Below are 26,121 nucleotides of genomic sequence, written 5' to 3' on the forward strand. Positions count from 1 at the left end.
CCGCGCGGACCCCGGACCCCGCGGAGGCGTCCCGAGGCGGTGCGCCCAAGCGGGCCCTCCGCTACAGCTCCGCGTAGACCGCCGAGGCGTCGTCGTGCCGCTTGTGCCGGGCCGGCGGGCGCGCCGGGTCGGACTCGACGGCGCGGACCCGGCCGATCAGGCCCTCCGCGCCCTCCTTCCGCAGCACCGCCAGGCACTGCGCCCAGTCGCCCTCCCCGAACGTGTCCGTCCACCGGCTCGCCCCGTCCGTGAGCGCGGCCACCGCACGCACCCGGTCGCGCGGGGTGCGCCCGGTCACCGCCCGGGCCGCCACTTCCGGGTCCGCGGCCGCTGTGAAGAAGCCGCCCTCCGCGTTCCGCAGCGCGTCCGTGGCCTCCACCGACCGCAGCAGCTCCCGGGGGACCCGGTCCAGCCGGTCGTCGAGCACCGCCGTCACCTCGCCCCCGGGCCCCTGGAGGAGCAGAACGGAGTCCGAGAGCACCAGGTGCTCCACGTACGACTCGTCCCAGCGCACGACGACCACCGTCGCCTGTGGCGTCCGGACGTGAGAAAGGTCACAGGTGTCGCGGTGGGCCTCGGCCGTGGTGCGGACGGCCTCGGCCAGGATCCGGTCCAGCGGCAGGTCCCGCCGCGACCCGGACAGTTCGGTCAATCGGCCGCCGAGCCGGGCCGCGAACCACGGCACCCCGTGCACGCAGCCGTCCCCGCCGCGCGGCGGGGTGACCCCGTCCAGGGTGACCATTACGCCGCCGCCCGAAGCGGGGATCGCGGCCGACACCCAGTCCTCATTGGGGCGTTCCGGACTGCCGGGGGCGGAGGCGAGGTCGATGCGCATGCGGACATTCTGCCCGGCGGGGGACGCGGAGCGCGGGTAGGTCCGTACCAATCGCGGAGCGGCCGGCCGGGCCTCCGCACGGGCCGCCGAGCGGGGCGCCGCACGGCCCGGACCGGGCCGACCGGAATGTGGGCGGGCATACTGCCAAAGCCCGCGTCGATCTTTCAACCGCCTGTCCACGGACGCGCTCTGACGCCGGATGTCCGAGTTGGTCGCCAACTCATCCTTGATGTTCACTCGTTCGAGTGGCCGGGTGGGCGATGTGCGGCTCTCTTCCCATCGCACTGCAAAGGTCTGAGGCGGTACGAGGGGGCAGGGGGCGTTTACTTGTTGACCGGCCGTTACCTCGGCCACACGAGTAGACGAGCCAGAGCACACGTACAGGATTGCGAGCACCGGTGCAGAAGAAGCGGTCTCGGAAGAACGGCACCGCCACCGACGGCCCGGCCCCCGCAGGACGCCGCGTCCGCGTGCGCCGCAGGCTGGTCGTGGGCGTGGCCGTCGCCGGCCTCACCGTCCTCGCGGCCGGCGCACCCGCCGTCGTCTCCGCCACGAGGGAACTGAACGACTCCCAGCGCCTGGTCACCCTCGCGGAACAGACCCGGCACACGCTCACCCTCGCCCACCTCCTCGGCGACGAACGCGACGCCGTCGTCGAGTACGCCGCCAAGGGCCGCCCCGGCGCGGCCAAGGGGCCCGTCCAGGAACGCGCCGCCCGCACCGACCGGCAGATCGCCGAGGTCCAGGCCGACGCCGACGAGGCCACCGCCCGAACCCTCGCCCGCGTCCAGGCCGTGCGCACCGAAGCCGTCGACGGCAAGGGCAGCGCCCTCGCCGCCCACCAGGCCTACACCGGAGTCCTCGCGGAACTCCTCACCCCCGGCGACCGGCTCGCCGAACTGACCCCGCCGCGCGCCACGGCCGCCCTCGCCACCACCCGCCCCATGGCCCCGCTGGGCCAGGCCGTGGAACAGGCCTCGGCCACCCGCGGACTGCTGCTCGCCGCGCTGGCCGTCCCCCGCGGCGAGCAGCTCCCCAACTCGGCCGTCGTCGACGAACTCACCACCGCCGCCCAGCGTTCGCGCGTACGGGAACAGGCCGCCCTGGACGACTTCGCGCGGGCCGCGCGCCCCGACGTCCGCCAGACCCTCGCCGCCACCGTCACCGGACCCGAGGTCAAGACGGCCGACGACTACCTCAAGCGGCTCACCGACCGGCCCACGCTCACCTCCGCCGACCGCAGGACCGACGGCGCCGTCGTGGGCTCCGCGCTCACCGCCCGCATCGACCGCATGCGGTCCGTCGAATCCACCCTCGCCGGCCAGCGCGCCTCCGCGCTCGCCGCGCAGCGCGACGACGACGTGACCCGGCTCGAGACCGTGATCGCACTGCTGGGCGTGCTGTTCCTGGTCACCGTCGGCGTCTCCACCGCCGTGGCCCGCTCGCTGACCCGGCCGCTGTCCGTGCTGCGCCGCGGCGCGGAGCGGCTGGCGACGCCCGAGGGCTCGGTCGAGCCGGTCCGGTTCACCGGCCGCAACGACGAGTTCGCCGAGGTCGTGCGCCACCTCAACGCCGTGCGCGACCAGACCGTCTCCCTGCACACCCGCATCGCCGGGCTCGACGCCGACCGGCGCCGCATCATGGGCCGCAACGAGGCGCTGGCCTCCGGCCGCGAGGTGCTGGAGGAGGAGCTGGCGAAGCTGCGGGCCGGGCTCGAAGAGCACCGCCGCATCATGTCCACGACCTCCGTCTCGCTGTCGCTGCGGACCCTCGGCCTGGTCGAGCGCCAGCTCGCCGTGATCGAGGAGCTCGAGTCCAAGGAGCAGGACCCGGACCGGCTGGCGACCCTGTTCAAGCTGGACCACCTGGCGACCGTGATGCGCCGCCACAACGAGAACCTGCTCGTCCTGGCCGGCCAGGAGCACGGCCACGGCCAGGGCCTGCCCGTGCCGCTGGTCGACGTCATGCGGGCCGCGGTCAGCGAGATCGAGCGCTACGAGCGCGTCGACCTCGCCGCGCTGCCCTCGTACACGCAGGTCGCCGGGCACGCCGCCGACGACATCTCGCACGTACTGGCCGAACTGCTGGAGAACGCGACGACGTTCTCCCCGCCGGAGGCCAAGGTCAAGGTGTCCGGATGGCTGCTGGACTCCGGCGACGTGGTGCTGTCCGTCGTCGACGAGGGCATCGGGGTCACCGAGGACCGGCTGGAGGCCCTCAACTCCCGGCTGTCCACGCCCGAGGCCTACGACGAGGAGCCCGAGGCGCAACACGGCCTGGGCCTCGGCCTGTACGTGGCCGGACGCCTCGCGGCCCGGCACGGGGTCACCGCGGAGCTGCGCGCCCCGCGGCACGGCGGCACCGAGGCGCTGGTGGTCGTCCCGGCCGCACTGCTGCCCGCGACCCCGCCGGCCTCCCCGGTCCACAGCCTGGCCACACCGGGCGCGCCCGCGCTGCACCTGCCGGGCGTGATCGCGGAGGCCAACGAGAACACCCTCCCGAGCCGGCTGCGCAGCGGCTCGGGGGAGGGCGAGGCGGCGGCGGGGGCTGCGGCGGAAGCCGCGGCGCAGGCGGTGGCCGGGGTTCCGGTGGCTGAGGTGCCGGTGGTCGGGGCTCCGGTGGTCGAGGTGCCGGTGACTGAGGTGCCCGAGGTGCCGGTGGAGGCCGTCCAGGTGGCCGGGGCTCCGGGTGAGGCTCCGGTGGCGGGCCCCGAGGCGGGGTTCCCGGTGGCGGAGCCCGAGGCGGCCGTTCCGGTGGCGAGCCCTGATGTGGCCGTTCCCGTCGTGGGCCTCGCTGCGGAGGTCCCGGGTGGGCCCGGTCCCGAGGAGCAGCTGCTCGCGCGGGTCGTGCCCGACGCGGAAGGGGCGGGCTTCGCGGCGGCGGACCCCGAGTCGGAGGTCCCGGCCGGCGCGTCCGCTGCCGACCCGGGTGCCGACGTACGGGAACACGCGCCCGAGCCGGATCCGCACCGGCATGCCGCAGCCGAGGAGAACTGGGTGCCGCGGCAGGGCAGCCACCCCGCCGACCCGGCCGACCCCGAGGCCGAGGCCGTGACCGACAAGGGCCTGCCCAAGCGCACGCCGCGCTCCGTGGCCGCCGGCCGCGCGGGCGCCGACGACACACCGCCCGAGCCGCCGCGCAAGGTCGACGCCGACGAACTGCGGCGCCGCCTCGGCGGGTTCTACCAGGGCGCCCAGGACGGGCGGCGCGTAGCCGCCGCCGAGCTCCGGCAGGACCGGGACCACGACCAGGTCCAGGACCGGCACCAGGGGCAGACCGACCGGGGGGACACCGCACAGGAGGCACGCACATGACCGCGCCCAGTACGTACGGACTGAGCACCCAGGCCCGCAACCTGCAGTGGCTGCTGACCGACCTGGTCGAGGAGGTGCCCGGCGTCAACTCCGTCGCCGTCGTCTCCTCGGACGGGCTCCTGCTCCTGTCCTCCGACCCGGGAGCCGACTCCCCCCAGGGGCCCCGCACCAAGGGCCCGCGGGGCGCCTCCGCCGACCTGGCCACCATCGTCTCCGGCCTCGGCAGCCTCACCACCGGCGCGGCGGCCCTCATGGACGGCGGCGGGGTCAAGCAGACCATGGTGGCGATGGAGCACGGCTCCGTCTTCGTCATGGCCATCAGTGACGGGTCCCTGCTGGGCGTGCACGCCGCCCCCGACTGCGACATGGGCGTCGTCGCCTACCACATGGCCCTGTTCGTCGGCCGCGCCGGCCACGTCCTGACCCCCGAAGTCCGCAGTGAGCTGCGCCAGTCGATGGAGAAAACCCCGTGAGGAGTCCGGCCTCCGACCGGCTGCCGATACGCGGCGCCGACCGCCGTCCCGCCCGCGTCCGCCCGTACTCCCTCACGGGCGGCAGGACCCGCTTCACGCAGGTCCTGCTGGTGGAGACGTTCGTCGCCGCCCTCGACACCGGTCCCGCCAAGGCGCCCGACCGCATGCCCGAGATGCCCGCCATCGTCGAGGTCTGCCGCCGCATGCGCACGATCGCCGAGATAGCCGCGCTGCTGAAACTGCCGCTCGGCGTGGTCCGCGTCCTGGTCAGCGACCTCGCCGACCAGGGCAGGATCCGCGTCTACGGCACGGGCCACGGCACCGGCCGTCCCGAACGCGCGCTGCTGGAAAGGGTGCTCAGTGGCCTTCGCCGTCTCTGACCCGTCGTCGGCCGTCCGTCCGGGCTCCGTGCCGCCCGACGCCGACGACGAGCCCGTCCAGCCGTGGCAGTACGACCGCTCCCGTGCCCCCGTCGCCGTGAAGGTGCTGGTCGCGGGCGGCTTCGGCGTCGGCAAGACCACGTTCGTCTCGTCCGTCTCCGAGATCACACCGCTGCGCACCGAAGCGGTCATGACCCAGGCCGGCGTCCCGACGGACGACCTGACCGGCACCCCGGACAAGAACACCACCACCGTCGCCATGGACTTCGGCCGCGTCACCCTCGACGACGACCTGGTGCTGTACGTGTACGGGACGCCGGGCCAGGAGCGGTTCTGGTTCATGTGGGACGACCTGGTGCGCGGCGCCGTCGGCGGCATCGTCCTGGCCGACACGCGGCGGCTGCGCGACTGCTTCCCGGCCCTCGACTACTTCGAGAGCTGCGGGCTGCCGTACGCCGTCGCCGTCAACCACTTCGAGGGCTCGGAGTCGTACGAGCCGGCGGACGTGCGGGAGGCGCTGACCGTCCCGCCGGAGGTGCCCGTCGTGATCATGGACGCGCGGCGCCGCGAGACGGTCGTCGAGTCCCTGCTGACCCTGGTGGGACACGCGCTGGACAGCACGCCCGAGTAGCCGGCCCTCCCCGAACGGCGACGCCACTCCCGAACAGAGAACGTGAGAAATGCGCAGGATACTTGTCGTAGGAGCCGGCCAGTCCGGTCTCCAGCTCGCCCTCGGACTCCAGTCGAAGGGGTACGAGGTCACCCTCATGTCCAACCGGACGGCGGACGAGATCCGCACCGGGCGGGTGATGTCCACGCAGTGCATGTTCGACTCGGCGCTCCGGCACGAACGTGACCTCCAGCTCAACTTCTGGGAGCAGCAGGCCCCGAAGATCGAGGGCCTCGGCGTCTCGGTCGCGGCCCCCGACACCAGCCGCGCCGTCGACTGGCTCGGCCGCCTCAAGGGGTACGCGCAATCCGTCGACCAGCGCGTGAAGATGGCCGGCTGGCTCGACACCTTCGCGCAGCGCGGCGGGCAGCTGGTCATCCACGGTGCCTCGGTCGCCGACCTCGACTTCTTCTCCCGTACCTACGACCTGGTGCTGGTGGCCGCCGGCAAGGGCGAGCTGGTGTCCATGTTCGGGCGGGACGCGGCACGCTCCCCGTACGACGCCCCGCAGCGCGCGCTGGCCGTCTCCTACGTGCACGGGCTCGGCCCGCGCCCGGAACACCCGGAGACCGAGGCCGTGCGGTGCAACCTGGTCCCGGGCGTCGGCGAGCTGTTCGTGATGCCGACCCTCACCACCTCGGGCCGGGCGGACATCCTGTTCTGGGAGGGCGTGCCGGGCGGGCCGCTGGACGTGTTCCAGGGCGTGAAGGACCCGGCGGACCACCTCGCGATCACGCTGGGGCTGATGGAGAAGTTCACGCCGTGGGAGTACGCGCGCGCCACGGAGGTCGAGCTGACGGACGCGGGCGCCACCCTGGCCGGCCGCTACGCGCCGGTGGTCCGCAACCCGATCGGGCGGCTGCCGGGCGGCGGGCTGGTCCTGGGGGTCGCGGACGTGGTCGTCGCCAACGACCCGATCACCGGGCAGGGCTCGAACTCCGCGGCCAAGTGCGCGGCCTCGTACCTGTCGTCGATCCTGATGCACGGGGACAAGCCATTCGACGAGGCGTGGATGAAGGCGACGTTCGACAAGTTCTGGTTCACCACGGGCAAGCCGGTGACCCAGTGGACGAACGCGATGCTGGGGGTCCCGCCGGAGCACGTACTGAACCTGATCGGCGCGGCCGGGCAGCTCCAGCCGGTGGCGGATCGTTTCGCCAACGGCTTCGACAACCCGGCCGACTTCGACGCGTACTTCTATGACCCGGAGGATGCGGCGGACTACTTGGAGTCGGTTGCGGGGGCGGTCGGGGGGTAGGCGGGGGATTCGGCTTTCGGGGCTGGGTCCGCTTCCGTTTCGGCGTCCGGTTCGGCTTCCGTTTCGGTGTCGGGTGTCGGGGCCTCCTCGGCGGAGTAGCCGCTGTCGTTGCCTTCCGTCGCCGCCTCGGGCAGCGGCGGAGGTGTGAACTCCGCGAGGGGCGTGCCGTCGGGGTCCGGGCGTACGGCGCCGAGGAGCGGGTTCGCGGCGATCGGCGAGACCTTGACCTTCGCGCCGGGGCGCGGTGCCTGGATCACCTTGCCGCCCCCGATGTACAGGCCCACGTGGGTGGCCTTGGGGAAGTAGACCACCAGATCCCCGGGCCGCAGCCGGTCCAGCGGGACCTTCGGCAGCGTGGCCCACTGCTCCTGGCTGGTCCGCGGGATCGCACGGCCGGCGTGCGCCCAGGCCTGCGAGGTCAGGCCGGAGCAGTCGAAGGACCCCGGCCCCTCGGCGCCCCACACGTACGGCTTGCCGATCTGGGCCGCCGCGTACCTGAGGGCCGCGCCGCCGGCGGCCGTGGGCGTACCGGTGCGGGTGGGGAGCCGGCCGGAGTCCACCAGCTCGCGCTGCGCGCCGGCGGTGTTCGCGGCCTCGCGCGCGCCGAGCTGCGCGAGTTGCTCGGGGGTCAGGGCGGAGAGCGTCCGCTCGACCTCCTTGAGCTGGGTCGCGACCTCGTCCTTGTGCCGCTTCTGCCGCGCGGCCAGCGTCTGCTGGGAGTCCAGCGCCTGGCGGGCGCGGGTGGCGAGGGCGCCGGCCTCCCGCTCGCCGCGCCTGAGCCGCTCCAGTACGGCGGCCTGCCGGGCGCCCTCGCGGGCGGTGATGCGCCGCTGGTCCAGGGCCGCCTGGGGGTTGCCGGCGAGCAGCATCCGGGCGTAGGGGGAGATGCCGCGGCCGCCTTGGTACTGCTCGCGGGCCAGCCGCCCGAGCAGCGACTTCTCGTCGCCCAGGGCGGTACGGGCCTTGCCGAGCTCTGCGGTGAGCCGCTGCTCCTCGTTCTGCCGGGTCTTGAGGGCGACTTCGGTGGCGTTGAAGGCCTCGGTGGCCTCCTCGGCCTTCTGGTACAGCCCTTGCAGCCGGGCGAGCAACACACCGACGGACTCGCCGGAGGCGCGGGGCGCGCCGGGTGCCGGGGGTGCTGCGAGTGGCGTGGGTGCTGTGGGTGCTGTGGGTGCTGTGGGTGCCGCGGGTGCTGCGGGTGACGTGGGTGTCGCGGGTGTCGCGGCTGCGCCGGGTGCGCCCGGCGCGCTGGACGTGCCGGGCTCGGCGCCGGCCGTCGGGACGGGGCCGACGGCTACGAGCACCGCGGCGATGCAGGCGGCACGAAGCAGCCGATGGGACATGGGATCACCTCCGAGGCGCCCGATGCTGCCACGCCCGGTATGACAAATCGCCCAACGGAGGCGGCGGGCCGAAGGGGACTCACCCGGTTGGGGGCGGGTGGCACCGGGGGCGGGACTTCATCCCCCTCGGCTGCACCGCTCTTGAGCCATGGTTGCCCACCCGCCTCCCTCGGCGGCGGGGCGCGGGCTGCGGGCATGTGGGTCGGGGTCGGGGGTGAGCGGGATCTCGCCGGGGCCGGATCAGAGAGGGTTTGGGGGTTTCCCGTCAGTCCCATCGTCTCTCCGGGGCGTGACGGTCCCTCAAGAGCGCTCCTTCGTCGCGTCGCTTCGCGATGGCCTGCGGCCACTCTTGACCGACCGCCCCGCCCCGGAAAGACAAGGACTGCCGGGAAGCCCCCAAAGGAACGGTCACGGGGGGAGGGATGGGGAGGAGGCGCATCAGCGCAGCGGGGCCCCGGCCCCGGCGGCTCTGGCCCGAGCAGGCCCGTCTCCAGCGGACTCCGGGCCGGGGCTCGGTCTGGCCACAGCGGGCGGCGGGCGGAAGGGGGCCTGGCTCCTGTAGGCGCGTTAGATCGCTACGCGCTTCGGTCGGCTTGGCGGCCGGCCGCCGTCCGGGGCTGGGGCGGGGCGTCAAGCTGTCGGTCTGGTGGTCACCGGACGGTGAGGAGCCGTTCTCCGTCATGGCTGCGGACGTGGGGAGCGTCCGCGTCGAGGGCGTCCAGGAGTCGGATCGCGTATGCGTCGGACATCCGCTCGGACACTTCCTCGGGCGTGAGCCAGCGAATTGCCGTGGTCTCACCGGAGACGCGTTCGGTACCGCCGGAGGGCTTGCAGCGGAACACCAGGGCCACCACGCCCACCACAATGTTCTTGTACACGCCGGTGAGCTGCCCCACCTCGACGTGGATCCCGGTCTCCTCCAGGACTTCCCGTCGCAGCCCGTCTTCCGGGGTCTCCGCCAGTTCCAGGACACCGCCCGGCAGCTCCCACGCCCCGTTGTCCGCCCGGCGGATCGCCAGCAGCCGGCCGTCGTCCCGCACGACCGCTCCGGCTACCGATACGGAGTGGCGCGGCGTTGACCTGTCCGACGGGGCACTGTTACTCATGTACATGAGCATAGGAGGAAGCGAAGGACCATGGGAGTAGCTGTAGGAGGGAGCAAGGCCGTGCCGCGGTACTTGCAGATCGCCGAGGACATCGTCCAGCAGATCCGTGCGGGTTCCCTGAAGCCGGGAGACCAGGTCCCGAGCGAGTCCGACATGGTCGAGCGCTACGGCGTCTCGGGCGGGACCGTTCGCAAGGCAATGCTGGAGATTCGAGCCAGTGGCCTGGTGGACACGAGGCATGGCAAGGGCTCGTATGTGAAGTCCCGTCCCCCGGTGCGGCACCGGTCGTCGGACCGCTTTCGCCGGTCGCTTCGGCAGGGCGGCAAGGCCGCGTACCTGGCGGAGTCTGAGCAGTCCGGTGCCATCGCGAAGGTCAGCGTCATTTTTGTTGGGCCGATGGCGGCCCCGGAGGGAATCGCTCAGAGGCTGGGCGTGGAAACGGGGACCCAGGTGCTGGCTCGCCGGCGTCTGTACTTCCGGAACGGCGTTCCCGTGGAGTCTGCGACGTCGTACCTGCCGTGGGACGTGGTCCGCGACATCCCGGAACTCTTCGCCGAAAACCCTGGGGGTGGTGGCATCTATGCCCGCTTGGAGGAACACGGCCACGTCTTCGCGGAGTTCGTGGAGACGTTGCAGGCGCGGCCTGCCGCCAAAGCCGAGGCGTCGGAGCTGGCGCTGAGCCCGGGCGCGCCCGTGATCCATCTGGTGAGGAACGCCGTAACGGACGAGGGGAGGGTGGTAGAGGTGTGCGACACCCTCATGGCCGCCGATCAGTTCGTATTCGAGTACCGAATGCCGGCGAGCGACTGACGGCTCATCAATTGAACATGGCCCGCTGCGACTTCGATTCCACAGCGGGTTGACTCATGTATAGGAGTAGTGCACTCTTCTTCATGTCACTCCTATGCATGAGTGATGGAGTTCAGCCCCTATAGAGGAGTGGGTGCGGGTGGTTCCTGTCTGCGCGGCGGCCTCCGGCTGTCGATGCGCACTCGGCGCTCACGGCGAGGAGTGCCTCGCCGTGAGGGTGCCTGGGGTGGTTGGGCCCAGTGAGGATCTGCTGGATCGGGCACTGGCAGGTTGGGAGCGCTTTTTGAAGAGTTTTGACGGAGCGTCGGGTGGGTGAGCGCTACGCATACGTGCCGCACCGGCTTCTGCGTCAGCGGGTTCGCGATATCGCGTCGGGTGCCGTAGGTGAGCTGATGGCCGTGATCAACGAGAACGTCTCGGACTCCGCCGCGCATGAGCACTGGGTGGAGCTGGCGTATATCCGGGGAGCATCCGGCCGGGAGTTCACCACGGCTGCCGGCAATGTCGAGTCCGCCGACGGCCGGGAGGATCTCGGGGGCTTGTCCGAGTGAGGGTGGAGGGGCCTGTCTTCGTTGACTCGGCGGGGGGTCTCGGGGGAGCGGGCGCACTGAGATCTTGGCCATTGCAGGTGGGATCTTGAACTGCGAGGATCAGCTCCGTTTTACCTTCCCTTGAGAAAGTACTTCGTTGAACAGACCTCTCATATCCTCGGCGGACACGGGTCATCCCGGCTCTGCCGGGGGTCGTTCCTCCCGGCGCATCAGGACCGTCGCCGGTATGGCGGCCCTGGTCCTGGCCGCGAACACCGTGCTCGTCGCGCAGGCGGCCATCGCCGCCCCGCCGGCACCCAAGCCCGCCGCCAAGCCTTCGGCCGGGCCGGCCGAGGCGCAGGACGCCGCCACCGCACACCTGTTGGCGCGGCTGCAGAAGCGCCCCATCGAGATCCTGGACGAGCGCACCGACTCGACCACGTCCTTCGCGGAGCCGAACGGCAGCACCTCGGTGCAGACGTACACCGGCCCCATCCGCGTCAAGGACGCCCAGGGCCGCTGGCAGCCCGTCGACACCAGCCTCGTCGACGCCGGTGACGTCGTGCGCCCGAAGTCGGCGGCGGCCGACGTGGCGCTGTCGGACGGCGGTTCCGGCGAGGCCCTCGTCAAGGTCGGCCGGGGCGGTCAGTCCCTGGGCATCGGCTGGCAGGACAAGCTGCCCGCCCCGCAGCTGAAGGGCTCGACGGCGACGTACAAGAACGCCGTCGCGGGTGGCGGCGACCTCGTCGTCACCGCCCTGAAGGAAGGTTTCTCCCACTCCGTCGTCCTCCACGAGGCACCCAAGACGGCTGTGGAATACCGGATTCCGGTCGAGGCGACCGGACTCAAGCTCTCCGAGACGGCCGACAAGCGGCTGCGCTGGAACGACTCGGCCGACAAGGCCAAGGCGACCGCGCCCGCCCCCGTCATGTGGGACTCCTCCTACGACCGCGCCTCCGGCGACGCCGAGCACATAGCCCCGGTCGAGGTGGAGGTCGAGGAGGCCAAGGGCGGCAAGGGCCAGGTCCTGGTCCTCAAGCCGAGCCTCGAGTTCCTGCAGGACCCCAAGCTCACCTACCCGGTGACGATCGACCCGACCGACTCGCTGATGGGCCCGGTCACCGACACCTGGATCCAGTACGACGACTACCTGACCTCGCAGCGCGGCTCGACCGAGCTGAAGGCCGGTACGTACAACGGCGCCGAGAAGGCCCGCTCGTTCCTCCAGTTCAACGTCGACAAGTACAAGGGCAAGCAGATCCTCGACACGGACCTGCGCCTGTACTCGTACTACTCCTCCACGTGCTCGACGGCCAACTCCGGCAACCAGGTCAGCCGCATCACCGCCGCCTGGGACCCGTCCGCGATCACCTGGGCCAACCAGCCCGCGACGACGACCGCCGGCGCCGTGACCTCCACCGCGGCCAAGGGCTACAACGCCTCGTGCCCGGCCGGCCACGTCTCCTGGGACGTCGACGCGATCGTCCAGGCCTGGGCCGACGGCCAGCCGAACCACGGTGTCCGCATCGCGGCCGTGAACGAGAGCGACGCCCTCACCTGGCGCCGCTACCACTCGGCGAACCAGACCGACGGCGCGCACAACGCGGCCTACGAGCCCTCGCTGACGGTCAACTACAACACCAAGCCCGGTGCGGCCGTCCCCGTGTCGCCGCTCTCCGGCACCGCGACCGGCGACACCACGCCGACGCTGACCGGCAAGGCCACCGACGCCGACGGCAACACCGTCCAGCTCAGCTACGAGATCTGGACCGCGACGGGCACCGCGGCCCTGCAGGCCGGCAAGTCGGCCTTCACCGCCTCCGGCGTGGCTGCGCCGTGGACCCCCGCCACGGCACTCGCGCCCGGCAGCTACAAGTGGCGCGCGGCCGTCTACGACGGCACGACGTGGAACGGCACCTGGTCCGCCTGGCAGACCTTCACCGTCGACACCGCCAAGCCCGCCGGCACCGCGGTCTCCTCGACCGCCTTCCCGGCCGGCCAGTGGTCCGGCACGGCCGGCGCCAACGGCGACTTCTCCGGCTCCTTCACCTTCACCCCGCCCGCGAGCGACGTGAAGGACATCCAGTACCGGCTCGACTCCGGCGCCTGGGTGACCGTCCCGACGACCGGCGCGGCCGTGTCCAGGACCCTCACCTTCAAGGCGGGCCCGCACACCGTCACCGCCCACACCCGTGACGCGGCCGGCAACATCTCCGCCGACGCCACCTACACCTTCTCCGCGGGCAAGGGCGCGGCGCTGACCGCCCCCTCCGAGGGAGACCGGCCCGCGCGCCGCGTCCCCCTGCTCGCCGAGGGCCGCAGCACCTACACGGGCGTGCGCTACCAGTACCGGCACGGCGAGGCGGACGCGTGGAAGGACGTGCCGGCGCCCAACGTCCGGCGCAGCTCCGACGGCACCGCCATCACCGGCTGGCCCTTCGCGGTCACCGGCGGCAAGCCCGCCTCGCTGTACTGGAACGTCACCGACACCCTGACCAACGACGGACCCGTCGACGTGCGGGCGGTCTTCACCGACGGCACGCTCTCGGACTCCTCCCCGGAGGCGACGGTCACCGTCGACCGCAACGCCGGCGAGGCGCCGACCACCTCGGTCGGCCCCGGTTCGCTCAACCTGCTCACCGGTGACTACCGGCTGAGCGCCAAGGACGTCTCCGCGTTCGAGGTGTCCGTCGCCCGTACCGCCTCCTCCCGGGCCAACCCCTCCGACTCCGAGGGCCAGGAGCGGATCTACGGTCCCGGCTGGGTCTCCTCCGTCGTCGCCCAGACCTCGGGCAACGGCTACACCCAGCTCCGCAAGACCTCCGCGACCTCCGTGGAGATCCTCGACGCGGACGGCTCCTCCACCGCGTTCACCGCCACGGCCGGCGGCGGCTGGGCCGCCGAGGCCGGAGCGGGCACGCTCACCCTGACCGGGTCCCTCGCCTCGGGCTCGTTCACCCTGCGCGACAGCGGCGACGCGACCGTCAACGTCTTCACCAAGGCGGCCGCCGGAGCCACCACGTGGACCCTCGCCACCTCGGCGGCGGCCGTGGACGACTCCACGGTCACGCAGGTCTCGGAGACCGTGGTCAAGGGCACCGAGACCGTCGCGCGTCCGAAGTACCTGATCTCGCCCACCGAGGGCGTCACCGCGGCCACCTGCCAGGCCACCCCGTCCACCAAGGGCTGCCGCGTCGTGGAGTTCGTCTACGCGACGGCCACCACCGCCACGGGCTGGTCGACGGCGGCCGACTTCGGCGACTTCGCCGGCCAGGTCAAGGAGATCAAGCTCTGGGCCACCGACCCCGGCGCGGCGAGCGCCCGCTCGGAGGCCCTGTCGGTCTACCGGTACGACAAGGACGGCCGCCTGCGCCAGCAGTGGAACCCCCACTACTCGAAGGCGACGCAGGTCCAGTACTCCTACGACTCGGGCAACCGGGTCTTCTGGATGCAGCCCGGCGAAGAGCTGCCGTGGAACTTCCACTACGGCAAGGTCGGCTCCTCCCTCACCGCCGGTGAGGGCATGCTCCTGAAGGTGACCCGCCCGACCCTCGTGCAGGGCTCGGCGACCACCGTCTCGGGCGAGGCCGTCAGCACCGTCGTCTACGACGTGCCGGTGACCGGCGCGAAGGCGCCGTTCACGATGGACGCCGCCACCGTCGCCACCTGGGCCCAGAACGAGGTCCCGGCCGACGCGACCGCGGTCTTCCCGGCCGATTCCGTACCGTCCTCCTCGACGGGCGGCAACCTCACGGCCGCCGCGTACGCCCGCGCGAGCCTGACGTACATCGACGCCAACGGGCGGGAGACCAACACCTCCAGCTCCGGCGGCGGACTCTCCACCACCGAGTACGACGCCTACGCCAACCCGGTCGCCTCGCTGAGCGCCGCCAACCGCGACCTCGCCCTGGGCACCGCCCCGGACGCCGCGGCCACGCTCTCCGCGCTCGGCCTGACCGCGCTGTCCACGGCCGAGCGCGCCGAGCGCCTGTCCGAGACGAGCGTCTACTCCGAGGACGGCCAGCGCCTCCTCGACAGCTACGGCCCGGTCCACCAGGCCGTGCTCATCGGTGACGTCGCCGCCTCCGGAGCCAACCCGGCCCTGCCCGCGGGCGCCCTGGTCCCCGTACGCCGGCACACCGCGAACAAGTACGACGAGGGCCGGCCCGCCGGCGCCGAGGTGTCCGGCCAGGTCACCTCCAGCGTGACCGGTGCGTCGATCGAGGGCTACGCCCAGGACGCGGACGGCCGCACCACGGTCACGACGTACAACTGGGCCACCGGCGAGGAGATCACCACCAAGGACGGCCAGGGCAAGCAGCTGGCCAACACCCGCTCCACCTACCGGGCCGACGGCCGGCTGGCCACCACCAGCGTCGCCGCCTCCAACGGCAGCGACGCGGGCACGCTCACGTACACCTACTACACGGCCACGGGCAGCGGCGAGTGCGCCGCCCGCCCGGAGTGGGCCGGTCTGCTCTGCAAGACGGCGCCCGCCGCGACGGTCACCGGCGGCGGCTCCAACCCCGCCGAGCTGGCCACCACCACCTACCAGTACAACCGCTGGGGCGGAGTGGCCGTCACGGCCAAGACGGCCAACGGCGCCACCGTCACCAGCACCATCACCTACGACGACGCCGGCCGGCGAGCCAAGGCCTCCGCGAGCGGCGGCCCGGGCACCGCGGTGTCGGACACGGTGTTCGCCTACGACCCGGAGACCGGCAAGTCCACGTCCCAGACGTCCAACGGGCAGACCGTGAGCTACGCCCACGACGCCCTCGGCCGTCTGATCTCCTACACGGACGGCTCGGGCAATACGACCCGGACCGAGTACGACGCGCTGGACCGGCCGGTGAAGTCCTCGGACTCCACCTCCGCCTCCACCACCTTCGGCTACAACGCCGCGGGTGACCTGGGCACCATGACCGACTCGGTCGCGGGCACGTTCACCGCGGGCTACGACATCGACGGCCGGATCGTCTCGCAGAACCTGCCCGGCGGCTACCAGCTCAAGATCGGTGCCGACACCACGGGCCGGGTGACCTCGCACCAGTACACCGACTCCGCCGGCGTGATCGCGCTGGCCGACGTCGCCGAGTACCACATCACCGGTCGGCAGGCGGGCCACACCCAGACCGACGGCGCCACCGTCTCCAGCGGGCTGCGCTACGACACGACTGGGCGCCTGACCCAGGTCACGGACTCGGGTACGGCCGGCTGCGTCGTGCGCGGGTACGCGTTCGACGCCAACGGCAACCGCACCTCCAAGTCGTCCGCCGCGGACGACTGCGACCCGGGGACCGCGGACGCGGTCACCGCGTCGACGGCCTACACGTACGACAGCGCGGACCGGCTGACGGGCCGCACGTACGACGCCTTCGGCCGCACGACGGTCAACGGCGGCACGCAGCTGGAGTACTTCGCGGGTGACAAGCTGCGCTCCGAGACGGTGGGCACGCAGCGCCGCATCTGGGACCTGGACGCCGCCGGCCGCGCCGCCGTCGCCACCACCCAGAACCAGGGCACCGACGGTGTCTGGAGCACGACGGGCAAGGTCACGCAGCACTACGGCGACGAGTCGACCAGCCCCGACTGGCTCTCGGAGGCCGACGGCAGCGTCACGCGCTTCGTCAACGACATCACCGGCGCGCTGGGTGCCACCACGGGCCAGGCGGGCGGTGTCGTCCTGCAGTTCGCGAACCTGCGCGGTGACGTCGCGGTGCGGCTCGACCTGGCCAACCCGGCCGCCTCGGTCGTCCAGCGCTACGACGAGTACGGCGTGCCGCTCGACGACACCGGCGCCGCCCGCTACGGCTGGAAGGGCTCCGCGCAGGTCTCCGGCGAGACGCTCAGCGGCCTGGCGCTCACCGGCGCCCGCGTCTACGAGCCGGCCACGGGCCGCTTCCTGCAGTCCGACCCGAAGTACGCGGGCGGCTCCAACGCCTACGGCTACTGCAGCGGCGACCCCGTCGGGTGCAGTGACATCAGCGGGCAGGCGAGCTACTACCGGTACTACGACCTCGGCAAGACCGGCGCGTCCGACAAGTCGGTGTTCAACTACTGGAAGAAGAACTTCAAGGCGGTCTTCCCGATCCCGGGCCGACCGAACAAGATCACGCACGAGGGTCAGGACTTCACGCTCTGGCCGGTGGTCGGGGGCGTCTCGATGTACTTCCCGGTGAACGTGAACAGCATCGGCAAGAGCTACCTGCAGCTGGGCGCCCGCTTCGGGCACCCGGACTGGCCGGGCGGCTGGGTCGGCTTCGACCTCTACAAGTCGAAGGGCCACATGAAGCTGGAGATCCGCGGCAAGCTGGGCGGAGGGGCCGCGGTCTGCGGCCGCACGTGCAGCGAGAACTTGGCCAAGGGCTACTGGGACAAGCTGGGCAAGAACCTCAAGGGCGTGGTGCGCAACAAGTTCTGAACAAGCTCTGAGCACGGATGACGCCGTGCCCGCCATGCGCTGAGCAGGTATTGAACGCGTTCAATGGCGTGGTGTCATAATGGAGCCCGGGCCGTCCTTCCGTAGGGGAGGGGGCCCGGGCTCTCCGTCATCTCCGCACCTCCAAGGGGCGTGCCGCACATGAGGCCAGGACGATCCGCTCGGGCGCTGCCCACCGCGGCCGCGCTGTACGTCGCGCTGGTCGCGGCCGGCGTGGTGGCGGCCGCCCTGGCCGGCGCGCCGCCGGAGGCCACCGTGCCGTTGTACTTCGCGACCCTGCCCGGCTCGCTCCTCGTGACGGTCTTCGTGCTCTTCCCGGTGGCCGCGCTGTTCGGGCCGGGGGACCCGGAGGCGGCGAACCCCTTCGGCCTCCTGGTCCCGCTCGCCGGCGGCGCGGTGGTGAACGTGCTGCTCGTGTGGGCGGTCCTCGCCCTGGTGCGCAAGGCGGTCGGCGCGCGGCGGGCCGGCCGCTGAGCCCTCTGCGGTCCTGCCGTTCCGGTGCTCCCGGGCGTCGTGGTCGCGGCCGCGGCCGTCGTCGCCGCCGTCGTCAGCCGCGCAGCAGCCGGGCCTTGGCCGCCGTGAACTCCTCCGGGGTGAGCAGGCCCTCGCGGGCCAGGGCCGCGAGGGCGGCGAGGTCCGCCGCCAGGCCCGCCGGAGGCGTGGGGCCGGGATGCGGGGGTTCCTCCGGGGAGCCGGGGTCCGGCGGCCACGGTTCCTCCTCGTGCTCCGGCTCCGGTTCCCCCTCCGGTTCCCCCTCCGGCTCCCACTCCACGCGCCCCGAGTCCTCCGCCGCGACGACCGCCCGCCCCAGCAGCCCCGGCGGCGGCGCGTCCACCGACCCGGCCGACCCCGCCGCGCCCTCCACCGGCCCCGCCGCCCGCGCCAGCAGCCCCCGCAGCAGCGGGCGGCCCGCCGGGCGGACCGCCGCGCGGACCGTCACTCCCACCGGCCGGATGAACATCACGCGGCCCCCGTCCGGGTGTCCGCGGGGACCCGGTCCGGCGGGATGCGGACCGAGCCCACGATCCGGCCGCCCGCCGCCCGTACGGCGATCGCCGCGTCCTCGGCCCACACGTGCTCGACCAGGAGGAGCAGCGCGCAGCTCCCGCGCTCCAGCAGCCGCGCCGCCTCCTGTACGTCCTCCGGCCCGATCAGCCGCGCCACGTCCCGGCCCGTCAGGAGGCCCCGTAGCTCCACGAACTCGTCGAACTCCGCCGCGAGGACCTCGCCCGCCGCCGTACGCGTCGCCACGAGCCCGTCGATCAGCCGGACCACCCCGGTCTTGCGCAGCCCCATCACCGCCTCGACGGCCGGCACCCGCAGCTGCTCCTCCGGGAAGGCGAGGACGATGAACTCCACAGGTCCCATAGGGCTCGGCTCCTGATTCCGACCGTTTATGACGACTCTTCGGCACACTATGACATAAGCGGACATAGCATCCATTCGCTTGCTACGTTTCGCCTATGACCGCTCTGACGGCACAGGTGGCGGAGCCCGCGCCGCCCCCACCGCCCGGCGCCGGCGCCCCCAAGCGCCGCGGTGTCGAGCTGACGCTCCTCGTCGGCGCCGTCCTGATCGCCGTACTCGGCCACCTCTACGTCGGCCTCGCCACCACCGGCCGCATCCCCGGCGCCGCCGCCCACTACGCCGCGGGCCTCGCCGTCGCCGCCCTGTTCGCCCACCTCGCCGTCCGCCTCCGCGCCCCGTACGCCGACCCCCTCGTCCTGCCGATCGCCGTGCTGCTCAACGGCCTCGGCCTCGTCCTCATCCAGCGCCTCGACGCCACCACCCCCGGCCACCTCGCCGCCGGGGACCAGCTGCGCTGGTCCGGCCTCGGGGTGGCGCTGTTCGTCCTCGCCGTCCTCGCGCTGCGCGACCACCGGGTGCTCCAGCGGTACGCGTACCTGTCCGTGGCCGTCGCCCTGGTGCTGATGCTCGTCCCCGTCTTCTTCCCGGCGGTCAACGGCGCCCACATCTGGATCCGCTTCGCCGGACTCTCCTTCCAGCCCGGAGAGTTCGCCAAGATCCTGCTCGCCGTCTTCTTCGCCTCCTACCTCGCCGCGAACCGCACCGCCCTCGCCCTCACCGGCCGCCGGCTCTTCTGGAAGCTGCGCCTCCTGCCCGGCCGCGTCCTCGGTCCGATCCTCGCGATCTGGGCGCTGAGCGTCGGCGTACTGGTCCTGGAGCGGGACCTCGGCACCTCGCTGCTGTTCTTCGGACTCTTCGTGATCATGCTGTTCACGGCCACCGGACGGATCGGCTGGATCGCCATCGGCCTCGTCCTGGCCGGGGTCGGCGCCTACGCCGTCGGGACCTTCGAACCGCACGTGAACAGCCGCGTCGACGACTGGCTGAATCCTTTCGCCTCCATCGAGCGCGGCGAAGGCCCCGGCCAGCTCGCCCAGTCCCTCTTCGCGTTCGGCGCCGGCGGCCTGCTCGGCGCCGGGCTCGGCCACGGCCAGTCCTTCCTCATCGGCTTCGCCGCCAAGTCCGACTTCATCCTCGCCACCGCCGGCGAGGAACTCGGCCTCGTCGGCCTCGCCGCGATCCTGCTGCTCTACGGGCTCCTCGTCGCCCGCGGCTTCCGCGCCGGGCTGGCCCTGCGCGACCCCTTCGGCCGCCTGCTCGCCACCGGCCTCGCCTCGATCGTCGCGCTCCAGGTGTTCGTCATCGCGGGCGGCGTCACCGGCCTGATCCCGCTGACCGGCATGGCCATGCCCTTCCTCGCCCAGGGCGGCTCCTCCGTCGTCACCAACTGGATCATCGTCGCCCTGCTGGTCCGGCTCAGCGACAGCGCCCGCAGGCCCGCACCGCAGGAGCCCCCCGAGTGATCCGCTACATCCGCTGGTGCGCGTACTTCTGTGCCCTGCTGCTCGTCGCCCTGCTGGTCAACATCGCCCGCGTGCAGGTCTGGGAGTCCGCCGCCTACGGCGCCAACCCGGCCAACAAACGCCCCGCCATCGAGCGCTACGCACAGCCGCGCGGGAACATCCTGGTCGACGGGCGTCCCGTCACCGGCTCCCGGGACAGCGGCCAACTCCTGCGCTACGAGCGGACCTACGCCAACGGCCCGCTGTACGCGCCCGTCACCGGCTTCTCCTCCCAGACGTACGGGACCAGCTTCGTCGAGCGCGCCGAGGACGCCGTCCTCGCGGGCACGGACCCCGGGCTCTCGGCCTTCCCGCTCTGGTACGACCTGACGCGCGGCCGCCCCGACGGCGGGAACGCGGCCACCACCGTCCGGGCCGGCGTCCAGCTGGCCGCGTACGCCGGGCTCGCGGGCAAACGGGGCGCGGTGGCCGCCGTCGAGCCGGCCACCGGGAAGATCCTCGCCCTGGTCAGCAGTCCCTCCTACGACCCGTCCGCGCTCTCCGGCACGGGGACGCGGGTCAAGGGGGAGTGGGCGCGGCTGAACGCGGACCCCGACCGGCCGATGCTCAACCGGGCGCTGCGCGAGACCTACCCGCCCGGCTCCACCTTCAAGATCGTGACGGCGGCGGCCGCCCTCGACGCGGGCGTGGTCACCGATGTGGACGCGCCCACCGAGACCCCCGACCCCTACCCGCTGCCCGGCACCCGCACCCTGCTGCCGAACGCGGGCACCGGCTGCCAGGACGCCTCGATGGCGGAGGCGGTGCAGTGGTCCTGCAACACGGTGATGGCGAAGATCGGGGTGCGGGTCGGGCTGCGCGGCATGGTGGAGGCGGCGGAGCGGTTCGGCTTCAACCGCGACGGGCTGCGGGTGCCCTCGTGGGTGTCGCGGTCGAACTTCGACACCGACATGAGCCGGGACCAGCTCGCCCTGTCCGCGATCGGCCAGTTCAACACCCGGGCCACGCCGCTCCAGATGGCGATGGTGGCGGCCGCGGTCGCCAACGGCGGGGAGCTCAAGTCCCCTTACCTGGTCGACCGGACCACGCAGGGCGACGGATCCCCCGTGCGCCGGGGCGACCAGCGCAGCCTGGGCCGCGCCATGAACCCGGCCACCGCGCTGCGGATGCAGGAGCTGATGGTGAAGGTGGTGGAGAACGGGACGGGGAAGAACGCGGCCATCCCGGGCGCGGTGGTCGGCGGCAAGACCGGCACCGCGCAGCATGGCGTCGGCAACGCGGGGACCCCGTACGCCTGGTTCATCTCCTGGGCCAAGGCCGAGGGCGCCCCCCTGCCGGCCGTCGCGGTCGCGGTGGTGGTCGAGGACGCGGCGGCGAACCGCGGCGACATCAGCGGCAACCTGGCCGCGGCACCGATCGCCCGAGCGGTGATGGAGGCGGCCCTGTCGGCACGCTGACGGGCGGGGCGGGGGCCGCGCGCGGCGGGCGGGCGGAGGGGGTCGGGGCCGGGCTGTCTGGGGGCCGGGGTCGTGGGGTGCGAGCCGTACGGGGCCCGGGGCTGCGGGGCGCGCTGGAGGGCCGGCGGGGGCCGGCCGCGCGAGGCGGGCGGAGGAGGCGGAGGCCAGGGCCGCGGAGGGTGAGGGGGCGGAAGCCCGGGCCGCGGGGGCCGAGCCGTATGGGCCCGGGGCGTCGACTAGGGTCGGGGGAGCAGCGAACCGCGTACCCACGCACGACCCCGAGGAGCAGCCGTGAGCGAGCCTGCGTCCACCGCACTGCAGCAGCAGATCGCCCGGGAACTCCTGGTGAGCGAGACCTTCGACGCGGAGCGCGAGATCGAGCGCCGGGTGGCCTTCCTCACCGAGCGGCTCACCTCGACCGGGCTGTGCTCCCTGGTCCTCGGCATCAGCGGCGGCGTGGACTCCACCACCGCCGGGCGGCTGTGCCAGCTCGCCGTTGAGCGGGCCCGCGCGGCCGGGCACGAGGCCGCGTTCTACGCGATGCGGCTGCCCTACGGGGTCCAGGCCGACGAGAAGGACGCCCAGCTCGCCCTCTCCTTCATCCGCGCCGACCACGTCCTGACCGTCGACGTGAAGCCCGCCAGCGACGCCGCCCTCGCCGCCTCGCTCACCGCCGGAGTGGCCTTCCGCGACGACCACCACCAGGACTTCGTGCAGGGCAACATCAAGGCCCGCCAGCGCATGATCGCCCAGTACGCGGTCGCGGGCGCGCACGACGGCCTGGTCGTCGGCACCGACCACGCCGCCGAGGCGGTCTCCGGCTTCTTCACCAAGTTCGGCGACGGCGCCGCCGACCTCGTCCCGCTCACCGGCCTGACCAAGCGCCGCGTGCGCGCCGTCGCGGACGCCCTGGGCGCACCCGCCGAGCTCGTGTGGAAGACCCCGACGGCCGACCTGGAGACCCTCGACCCGGGCAAGGCCGACGAGGACGCGCTCGGCGTCACGTACGACGACATCGACGACTTCCTGGAGGGCAAGCCGGTGGACGGGCGCGCCTTCGACACCATCGCCCGCCGCTACCGCCTCACCGAGCACAAGCGCCAGCTGCCGATCGCACCGTAGCGCCGGCTGCCGATCGCACCGTAGCGCCGGCTGCCGATCGCACCGTAGCCCGGACGCCGGGCGCGCCGCCGCCGCATCCGGAGCCCCGCCCTCGGCACCGGCCGAGCCGACCCCCGGCAGGACGTCCGGCCCAACGCCCAGCCCCGCGCCCCGCAGGGGCCTAGGCCTCCGCCCCCTCGGAGATCGCGGCACGCACCTCCGCCACCCGCTCCGACTCCTCGGCCGCGAACCGCTCGCGGTCGAGGGCCTCGGCGATCTCCTCGTCCTGGCGCATCAGCAGGTCGAGGTTGGAGTCGCCCATCTCGAAGACGCCCATCTCCAGGTACGCCTTCTGCAGCCGCTCGCCCCACAGCCCGATGTCCTTCACGCACGGCACGATCCGGCTGAAGAGCAGCTTGCGGAACAGCGCCAGGAACTCCGACTGCTCGCTGAACTGCTCGGCCTCCTTCTTCGGGATGCCGAAGTTCTCCAGCACCTCCACCCCGCGCAGCCGGTCCCGCATCAGGTAGCAGCCCTCGATCACGAACTCCTCGCGCTCGCGCAGCTCGGCGTCCGTCAGCTGCTTGTAGTAGTCGCGCAGCGCCATCCGCCCGAACGCCACGTGCCGGGCCTCGTCCTGCATCACGTACGCGAGGATCTGCTTCGGCAGCGGCTTGTCGGTCGTGTCGCGGATCATCCCGAACGCGGCCAGCGCCAGCCCCTCGATGAGCACCTGCATGCCCAGGTACGGCATGTCCCAGCGGGAGTCGCGCAGGGTGTCGCCCAGCAGCCCCTGGAGGCTGTTGTTGATCGGGTAGAGCATCCCGACCTTCTCGTGCAGGAAGCGCCCGAAGATCTCGGCGTGCCGGGCCTCGTCCATGGTCTGGGTGGCGGAGTAGAACTTCGCGTCCAGGTCCGGCACGGACTCCACGATCCGCGCCGCGCACACCATCGCCCCCTGCTCGCCGTGCAGGAACTGGCTGAACTGCCATGAGGAGTAGTGCCGGCGCAGCTCGCCCTTGTCGCGCTCGGTGAGCTTGGCCCAGTGCCGCGTCCCGTACAGGGTCAGCACCTCGTCCGGGGTGCCCAGCGGGTCGTACGGGTCCACCTCGGTGTCCCAGTCGATGCGCTTGGCGCCGTCCCACTGCTTGTCCTTGCCCTTCTGGTAGAGCGCGAGGAGGCGTTCGCGGCCCCCGTCGTACTCCCAGTTGAAGCGGGCCGAGCCGGAGGAGGGGATCTGCCAGACGCCCTCGCCCGGGTCCGTGGTGTAGAGCTCGTGCGTCGACACTGACGCCCCCTTTGTCACCTACTGCCGTACAGGACCGGTCAGTTGGCAGCGTCACACGTTGGTAGACGCGCGGTCAACAAGTCGTGCGCGGGGGATTGACGACCTTGCTGACAAGCAGTCTCATAACCAGTGACCGCCGGTAACTCGACGACGAGGTGTCCGAAGCCATGACGACCGTGACCGATCGAGCCGCGCTGAGGGACGCCCTCGGCCTGCTCAAGGACCGCGAGCAGATCGCCGAGCGACTGCTCGAATCCTCCGCCAAGCACTCCTTCGACCCCGACAAGGAACTCGACTGGGACGCCCCGGTGATCGAGGGCAAGTACTACTGGCCGCCGGAGCTGCTCTCCCTCTACGACACCCCGCTCTGGAAGAAGATGGGCGAGGAGCAGCGCATCGACCTCTCCCGCCACGAGGCCGCGGCCCTCGGCTCCCTCGGCATCTGGTTCGAGATCATCCTCATGCAGCTCATGGTCCGGCACATCTACGACAAGTCCCTGACCAGCAACCACGTCCGCTACGCGCTCACCGAGATCGCCGACGAGTGCCGCCACTCGATGATGTTCGCCCGCATGATCCAGAAGGCCGGCGCCCCCGCCTACCCGGTCTCCCGCGTCAACCACAACCTCGCCCGCGTCCTCAAGACCATCTCCACCACCCCCGGCTCCTTCGCCTGCACCCTCCTCGGCGAGGAGATCCTCGACTGGATGCAGCGCCTGACCTTCCCGGACGAGCGCGTCCAGCCGCTGGTCCGCGGGGTCACCCGGATCCACGTCATCGAAGAGGCCCGGCACGTCCGGTACGCCCGCGAGGAACTGCGCCGCCAGATGCTGACGGCCCCGCGCTGGGAACAGGAGCTCACCCGCGTCAGCTGCGGCGAGGCCGCCCGCGTCTTCTCCCTCGCCTTCGTCAACCCGGCCGTGTACGAGAACATCGGCCTCGACCGCCGCGAAGCCGTCGCCCAGGTCAGGGCGAGCGGCCACCGCCGCGAGGTCATGCAGACCGGCGCGAAGCGGCTCACCGACTTCCTCGACGACATCGGCGTGCTGCGCGGGGTCGGCCGCAGGCTGTGGAAGAGCTCGGGCCTCCTGGCCTGACCCGGTCACAGCCCGGAGGGCGTCGTCTACTCTGCGGGCATGACCGTACGCGCGTACCGCAGGCTGAGCGTCGAGGAGCGGCGAGCCCAACTCCTCGACGCCGCCCTGTCGCTGTTCGCGCACCGCGCGCCGGAGGAGATCTCGCTCGACGACGTGGCCGAGGCCGCCGGCGTCTCGCGCCCGCTCGTCTACCGCTACTTCCCCGGCGGCAAACAGCAGCTCTACGAGGCCGCCCTGCGCTCCGCGGCCGACCTCCTCGAGCTCTGCTTCGCCGAACCGCAGCAGGGCCCGCTCACCCAGCGCCTCAGCCGCGCCCTCGACCGCTACCTGGCCTTCGTCGACGAACACGACACCGGCTTCGCGGCCCTCCTCCAGGGCGGCAGCGTCGTGGAGACCTCCCGCACGACGGCCACGGTCGACGGCATCCGCCGGGCCGCCGCCGAACAGATCCTCGTCCACCTCGGCGTCCCCACCCCCGGCCCCCGCCTGCGCATGATGGTCCGTACGTGGATCACCGCGGTCGAGGCGGCCTCCCTCATCTGGATCGACGAGGGCAAGCAGCCCGAGGTCGGCCACCTCCGGGACTGGCTGGTGGACCAGTTCATCGCCCTCCTCACGGCCACCGCCGCCACGGACCCGGAAACCGAGGCCGCCGCCCGCGCCGCCCTGGCCCTGGAATCGGCGGACGGCCCGGTCGGGGTGCTGGCCCGGCGCGTGATCCCGGTGGTCTCCGAGGCCGCCCACCTCCTGTGACACTGGTGGGGTGAGAAGCGAACCGACCCCCTTCGAGGGCGGCCCGATGGACGGCCGGGTCCTCCCGATCCTCCTCGGCCCGACCGGCCACCCCCCGAAGTGGTACGAAATCCCGGTCCCGGCCCCGGACGGAGCCAAGCCGACGGTGCTCCTCTACGAACGCGTCCCGGCGGGCTACTCCAAACGCCTGGGCCTCCAGAAGGGCTGGAAGTACCGCCACGTCCCCACAGGCACAAAACCAAAACCCCGCTGGCCTTGGACCAAGCCCCCACGCCCCTGAAGCGAAGAGTGCTCCTACCGAGGGGCTGGACGTACCGCAGCATCCCTGGTGCAGGGCCGGAAGTCCCGAAGTCGGCGGGGGCCGGGGGCGGGGTGGGGTGCTGTCCGGGACGTAAAGCGTGATCGGTGGGCGCTGCCCAAGCCCCTGCACCTC

General features: G+C 72.5%; 21 protein-coding genes. 15 read left to right on the plus strand and 6 right to left on the minus strand.

Features of this window, described 5'->3' with window-relative positions; all coding sequences use genetic code 11:
* Nucleotides 1–61: 61 nt before the first annotated feature.
* A complete protein-coding gene (locus tag ACFWP3_RS14375; protein ID WP_384220231.1) occupies nucleotides 62–835 on the minus strand; it encodes a hypothetical protein in 774 nt (257 codons plus the stop codon).
* Nucleotides 836–1,233: 398 nt separating this feature from the next.
* Here ACFWP3_RS14375 and ACFWP3_RS14380 point away from each other — a divergent pair, with 398 nt between their 5' ends.
* Genes ACFWP3_RS14380 through ACFWP3_RS14400 form a run of 5 tightly spaced genes read left to right on the plus strand, consistent with a single transcriptional unit; the run spans nucleotide 1,234 to nucleotide 6,930 of the window.
* Entirely contained in the window at nucleotides 1,234–4,149 is a 2,916-nt protein-coding gene (locus ACFWP3_RS14380) for a nitrate- and nitrite sensing domain-containing protein (RefSeq protein ID WP_384220234.1), read from the plus strand.
* Nucleotides 4,146–4,622, plus strand: coding sequence for a roadblock/LC7 domain-containing protein (locus ACFWP3_RS14385; protein WP_361754853.1), 477 nt, complete (start codon nucleotides 4,146–4,148; stop codon nucleotides 4,620–4,622). Before ACFWP3_RS14380 ends, ACFWP3_RS14385 begins: the two co-directional genes overlap by 4 nt.
* Nucleotides 4,619–5,002, plus strand: a complete 384-nt coding sequence (locus ACFWP3_RS14390) for a DUF742 domain-containing protein (RefSeq protein ID WP_384220236.1) — start codon at nucleotides 4,619–4,621, stop codon at nucleotides 5,000–5,002. The genes ACFWP3_RS14385 and ACFWP3_RS14390 overlap by 4 nt, the downstream gene beginning before the upstream one ends.
* Nucleotides 4,983–5,633, plus strand: a complete 651-nt coding sequence (locus ACFWP3_RS14395; RefSeq protein ID WP_384220238.1) for an ATP/GTP-binding protein — start codon at nucleotides 4,983–4,985, stop codon at nucleotides 5,631–5,633. Before ACFWP3_RS14390 ends, ACFWP3_RS14395 begins: the two co-directional genes overlap by 20 nt.
* Nucleotides 5,634–5,682: 49 nt before the next feature.
* Nucleotides 5,683–6,930, plus strand: coding sequence for a styrene monooxygenase/indole monooxygenase family protein (locus ACFWP3_RS14400; protein ID WP_384220241.1), 1,248 nt, complete (start codon nucleotides 5,683–5,685; stop codon nucleotides 6,928–6,930).
* On the opposite strand, the gene ACFWP3_RS14405 is transcribed toward ACFWP3_RS14400, so the two are convergent.
* Together ACFWP3_RS14405 and ACFWP3_RS14410 are read right to left on the minus strand one after the other, a co-directional pair.
* Nucleotides 6,894–8,273: an NlpC/P60 family protein gene (locus ACFWP3_RS14405; RefSeq protein ID WP_384220244.1), complete on the minus strand. Its 1,380-nt coding sequence runs from the start codon at nucleotides 8,271–8,273 to the stop codon at nucleotides 6,894–6,896. The two genes, ACFWP3_RS14400 and ACFWP3_RS14405, sit on opposite strands and share 37 nt — an antisense overlap.
* A 650-nt stretch (nucleotides 8,274–8,923) precedes the next feature.
* Entirely contained in the window at nucleotides 8,924–9,391 is a 468-nt protein-coding gene (locus tag ACFWP3_RS14410; protein ID WP_384220246.1) for an NUDIX hydrolase, read from the minus strand.
* A gap of 18 nt (nucleotides 9,392–9,409) precedes the next feature.
* Between ACFWP3_RS14410 and ACFWP3_RS14415 the strand changes: the two genes are divergently transcribed.
* The 4 genes from ACFWP3_RS14415 (at nucleotide 9,410) to ACFWP3_RS14430 (ending at nucleotide 17,635) form a co-directional block, all read left to right on the plus strand.
* Complete coding sequence (locus ACFWP3_RS14415; RefSeq protein WP_384220248.1) at nucleotides 9,410–10,189, plus strand: GntR family transcriptional regulator; 780 nt, start codon at nucleotides 9,410–9,412, stop codon at nucleotides 10,187–10,189.
* A 308-nt stretch (nucleotides 10,190–10,497) separates the two neighbouring features.
* Nucleotides 10,498–10,740: a hypothetical protein gene (locus ACFWP3_RS14420; RefSeq protein ID WP_384220250.1), complete on the plus strand. Its 243-nt coding sequence runs from the start codon at nucleotides 10,498–10,500 to the stop codon at nucleotides 10,738–10,740.
* 226 nt (nucleotides 10,741–10,966) lie between these two features.
* Complete coding sequence (locus ACFWP3_RS14425; protein ID WP_384220253.1) at nucleotides 10,967–17,143, plus strand: DNRLRE domain-containing protein; 6,177 nt, start codon at nucleotides 10,967–10,969, stop codon at nucleotides 17,141–17,143.
* Nucleotides 17,144–17,302: 159 nt separating this feature from the next.
* Complete coding sequence (locus tag ACFWP3_RS14430; protein WP_384220255.1) at nucleotides 17,303–17,635, plus strand: hypothetical protein; 333 nt, start codon at nucleotides 17,303–17,305, stop codon at nucleotides 17,633–17,635.
* A 73-nt stretch (nucleotides 17,636–17,708) separates the two neighbouring features.
* Here ACFWP3_RS14430 and ACFWP3_RS14435 read toward each other — a convergent pair whose 3' ends face one another.
* Both ACFWP3_RS14435 and ACFWP3_RS14440 read right to left on the minus strand, forming a co-directional pair.
* Nucleotides 17,709–18,122: a hypothetical protein gene (locus tag ACFWP3_RS14435; protein ID WP_384220258.1), complete on the minus strand. Its 414-nt coding sequence runs from the start codon at nucleotides 18,120–18,122 to the stop codon at nucleotides 17,709–17,711.
* Entirely contained in the window at nucleotides 18,122–18,529 is a 408-nt protein-coding gene (locus tag ACFWP3_RS14440; RefSeq protein WP_384220260.1) for a DUF6325 family protein, read from the minus strand. The genes ACFWP3_RS14435 and ACFWP3_RS14440 overlap by 1 nt, the downstream gene beginning before the upstream one ends.
* 95 nt (nucleotides 18,530–18,624) lie before the next feature.
* Here ACFWP3_RS14440 and ACFWP3_RS14445 point away from each other — a divergent pair, with 95 nt between their 5' ends.
* The 3 genes from ACFWP3_RS14445 (at nucleotide 18,625) to nadE (ending at nucleotide 22,571) form a co-directional block, all read left to right on the plus strand.
* Nucleotides 18,625–19,992, plus strand: coding sequence for an FtsW/RodA/SpoVE family cell cycle protein (locus ACFWP3_RS14445; protein ID WP_384220263.1), 1,368 nt, complete (start codon nucleotides 18,625–18,627; stop codon nucleotides 19,990–19,992).
* Nucleotides 19,989–21,449, plus strand: coding sequence for a penicillin-binding transpeptidase domain-containing protein (locus ACFWP3_RS14450; RefSeq protein WP_384220265.1), 1,461 nt, complete (start codon nucleotides 19,989–19,991; stop codon nucleotides 21,447–21,449). The genes ACFWP3_RS14445 and ACFWP3_RS14450 overlap by 4 nt, the downstream gene beginning before the upstream one ends.
* A gap of 291 nt (nucleotides 21,450–21,740) precedes the next feature.
* Nucleotides 21,741–22,571: an ammonia-dependent NAD(+) synthetase gene (gene nadE, locus ACFWP3_RS14455; RefSeq protein ID WP_384220268.1), complete on the plus strand. Its 831-nt coding sequence runs from the start codon at nucleotides 21,741–21,743 to the stop codon at nucleotides 22,569–22,571.
* A 160-nt stretch (nucleotides 22,572–22,731) separates the two neighbouring features.
* Here nadE and ACFWP3_RS14460 read toward each other — a convergent pair whose 3' ends face one another.
* The gene (locus ACFWP3_RS14460; protein ID WP_384220270.1) at nucleotides 22,732–23,838 is read right to left on the minus strand and encodes a ferritin-like domain-containing protein; all 1,107 of its coding nucleotides are present in this window, start codon (nucleotides 23,836–23,838) and stop codon (nucleotides 22,732–22,734) included.
* Nucleotides 23,839–24,005: 167 nt separating this feature from the next.
* Between ACFWP3_RS14460 and ACFWP3_RS14465 the strand changes: the two genes are divergently transcribed.
* The 3 genes from ACFWP3_RS14465 to ACFWP3_RS14475 are packed head-to-tail and all read left to right on the plus strand — an operon-like array spanning nucleotide 24,006 to nucleotide 25,968.
* Nucleotides 24,006–24,935, plus strand: coding sequence for a diiron oxygenase (locus tag ACFWP3_RS14465; protein WP_384220273.1), 930 nt, complete (start codon nucleotides 24,006–24,008; stop codon nucleotides 24,933–24,935).
* 39 nt (nucleotides 24,936–24,974) lie between these two features.
* Nucleotides 24,975–25,688, plus strand: a complete 714-nt coding sequence (locus tag ACFWP3_RS14470; RefSeq protein WP_384220275.1) for a TetR/AcrR family transcriptional regulator — start codon at nucleotides 24,975–24,977, stop codon at nucleotides 25,686–25,688.
* Nucleotides 25,689–25,698: 10 nt separating this feature from the next.
* Nucleotides 25,699–25,968: a hypothetical protein gene (locus tag ACFWP3_RS14475; RefSeq protein ID WP_384220278.1), complete on the plus strand. Its 270-nt coding sequence runs from the start codon at nucleotides 25,699–25,701 to the stop codon at nucleotides 25,966–25,968.
* Nucleotides 25,969–26,121: the final 153 nt, after the last annotated feature.

This window comes from Streptomyces sp. NPDC058525, from assembly GCF_042719495.1.
Lineage (GTDB): Bacteria > Actinomycetota > Actinomycetes > Streptomycetales > Streptomycetaceae > Streptomyces.

What these genes read in the sequence shown, in the direction of transcription:
- ACFWP3_RS14410 (WP_384220246.1), bottom strand. Translation starts at nt 9,391, where the DNA reads ATGCTCATGTACATGAGTAACAGTGCCCCGTCGGACAGGTCAACGCCG.
- ACFWP3_RS14415 (WP_384220248.1), top strand. Translation starts at nt 9,410, where the DNA reads ATGGGAGTAGCTGTAGGAGGGAGCAAGGCCGTGCCGCGGTACTTGCAG.
- ACFWP3_RS14445 (WP_384220263.1), top strand. Translation starts at nt 18,625, where the DNA reads ATGACCGCTCTGACGGCACAGGTGGCGGAGCCCGCGCCGCCCCCACCG.
- ACFWP3_RS14470 (WP_384220275.1), top strand. Translation starts at nt 24,975, where the DNA reads ATGACCGTACGCGCGTACCGCAGGCTGAGCGTCGAGGAGCGGCGAGCC.
- ACFWP3_RS14435 (WP_384220258.1), bottom strand. Translation starts at nt 18,122, where the DNA reads ATGTTCATCCGGCCGGTGGGAGTGACGGTCCGCGCGGCGGTCCGCCCG.
- ACFWP3_RS14430 (WP_384220255.1), top strand. Translation starts at nt 17,303, where the DNA reads ATGAGGCCAGGACGATCCGCTCGGGCGCTGCCCACCGCGGCCGCGCTG.
- ACFWP3_RS14375 (WP_384220231.1), bottom strand. Translation starts at nt 835, where the DNA reads ATGCGCATCGACCTCGCCTCCGCCCCCGGCAGTCCGGAACGCCCCAAT.
- ACFWP3_RS14425 (WP_384220253.1), top strand. Translation starts at nt 10,967, where the DNA reads ATGGCGGCCCTGGTCCTGGCCGCGAACACCGTGCTCGTCGCGCAGGCG.
- ACFWP3_RS14385 (WP_361754853.1), top strand. Translation starts at nt 4,146, where the DNA reads ATGACCGCGCCCAGTACGTACGGACTGAGCACCCAGGCCCGCAACCTG.
- ACFWP3_RS14465 (WP_384220273.1), top strand. Translation starts at nt 24,006, where the DNA reads ATGACGACCGTGACCGATCGAGCCGCGCTGAGGGACGCCCTCGGCCTG.
- ACFWP3_RS14400 (WP_384220241.1), top strand. Translation starts at nt 5,683, where the DNA reads ATGCGCAGGATACTTGTCGTAGGAGCCGGCCAGTCCGGTCTCCAGCTC.
- ACFWP3_RS14405 (WP_384220244.1), bottom strand. Translation starts at nt 8,273, where the DNA reads ATGTCCCATCGGCTGCTTCGTGCCGCCTGCATCGCCGCGGTGCTCGTA.
- ACFWP3_RS14440 (WP_384220260.1), bottom strand. Translation starts at nt 18,529, where the DNA reads ATGGGACCTGTGGAGTTCATCGTCCTCGCCTTCCCGGAGGAGCAGCTG.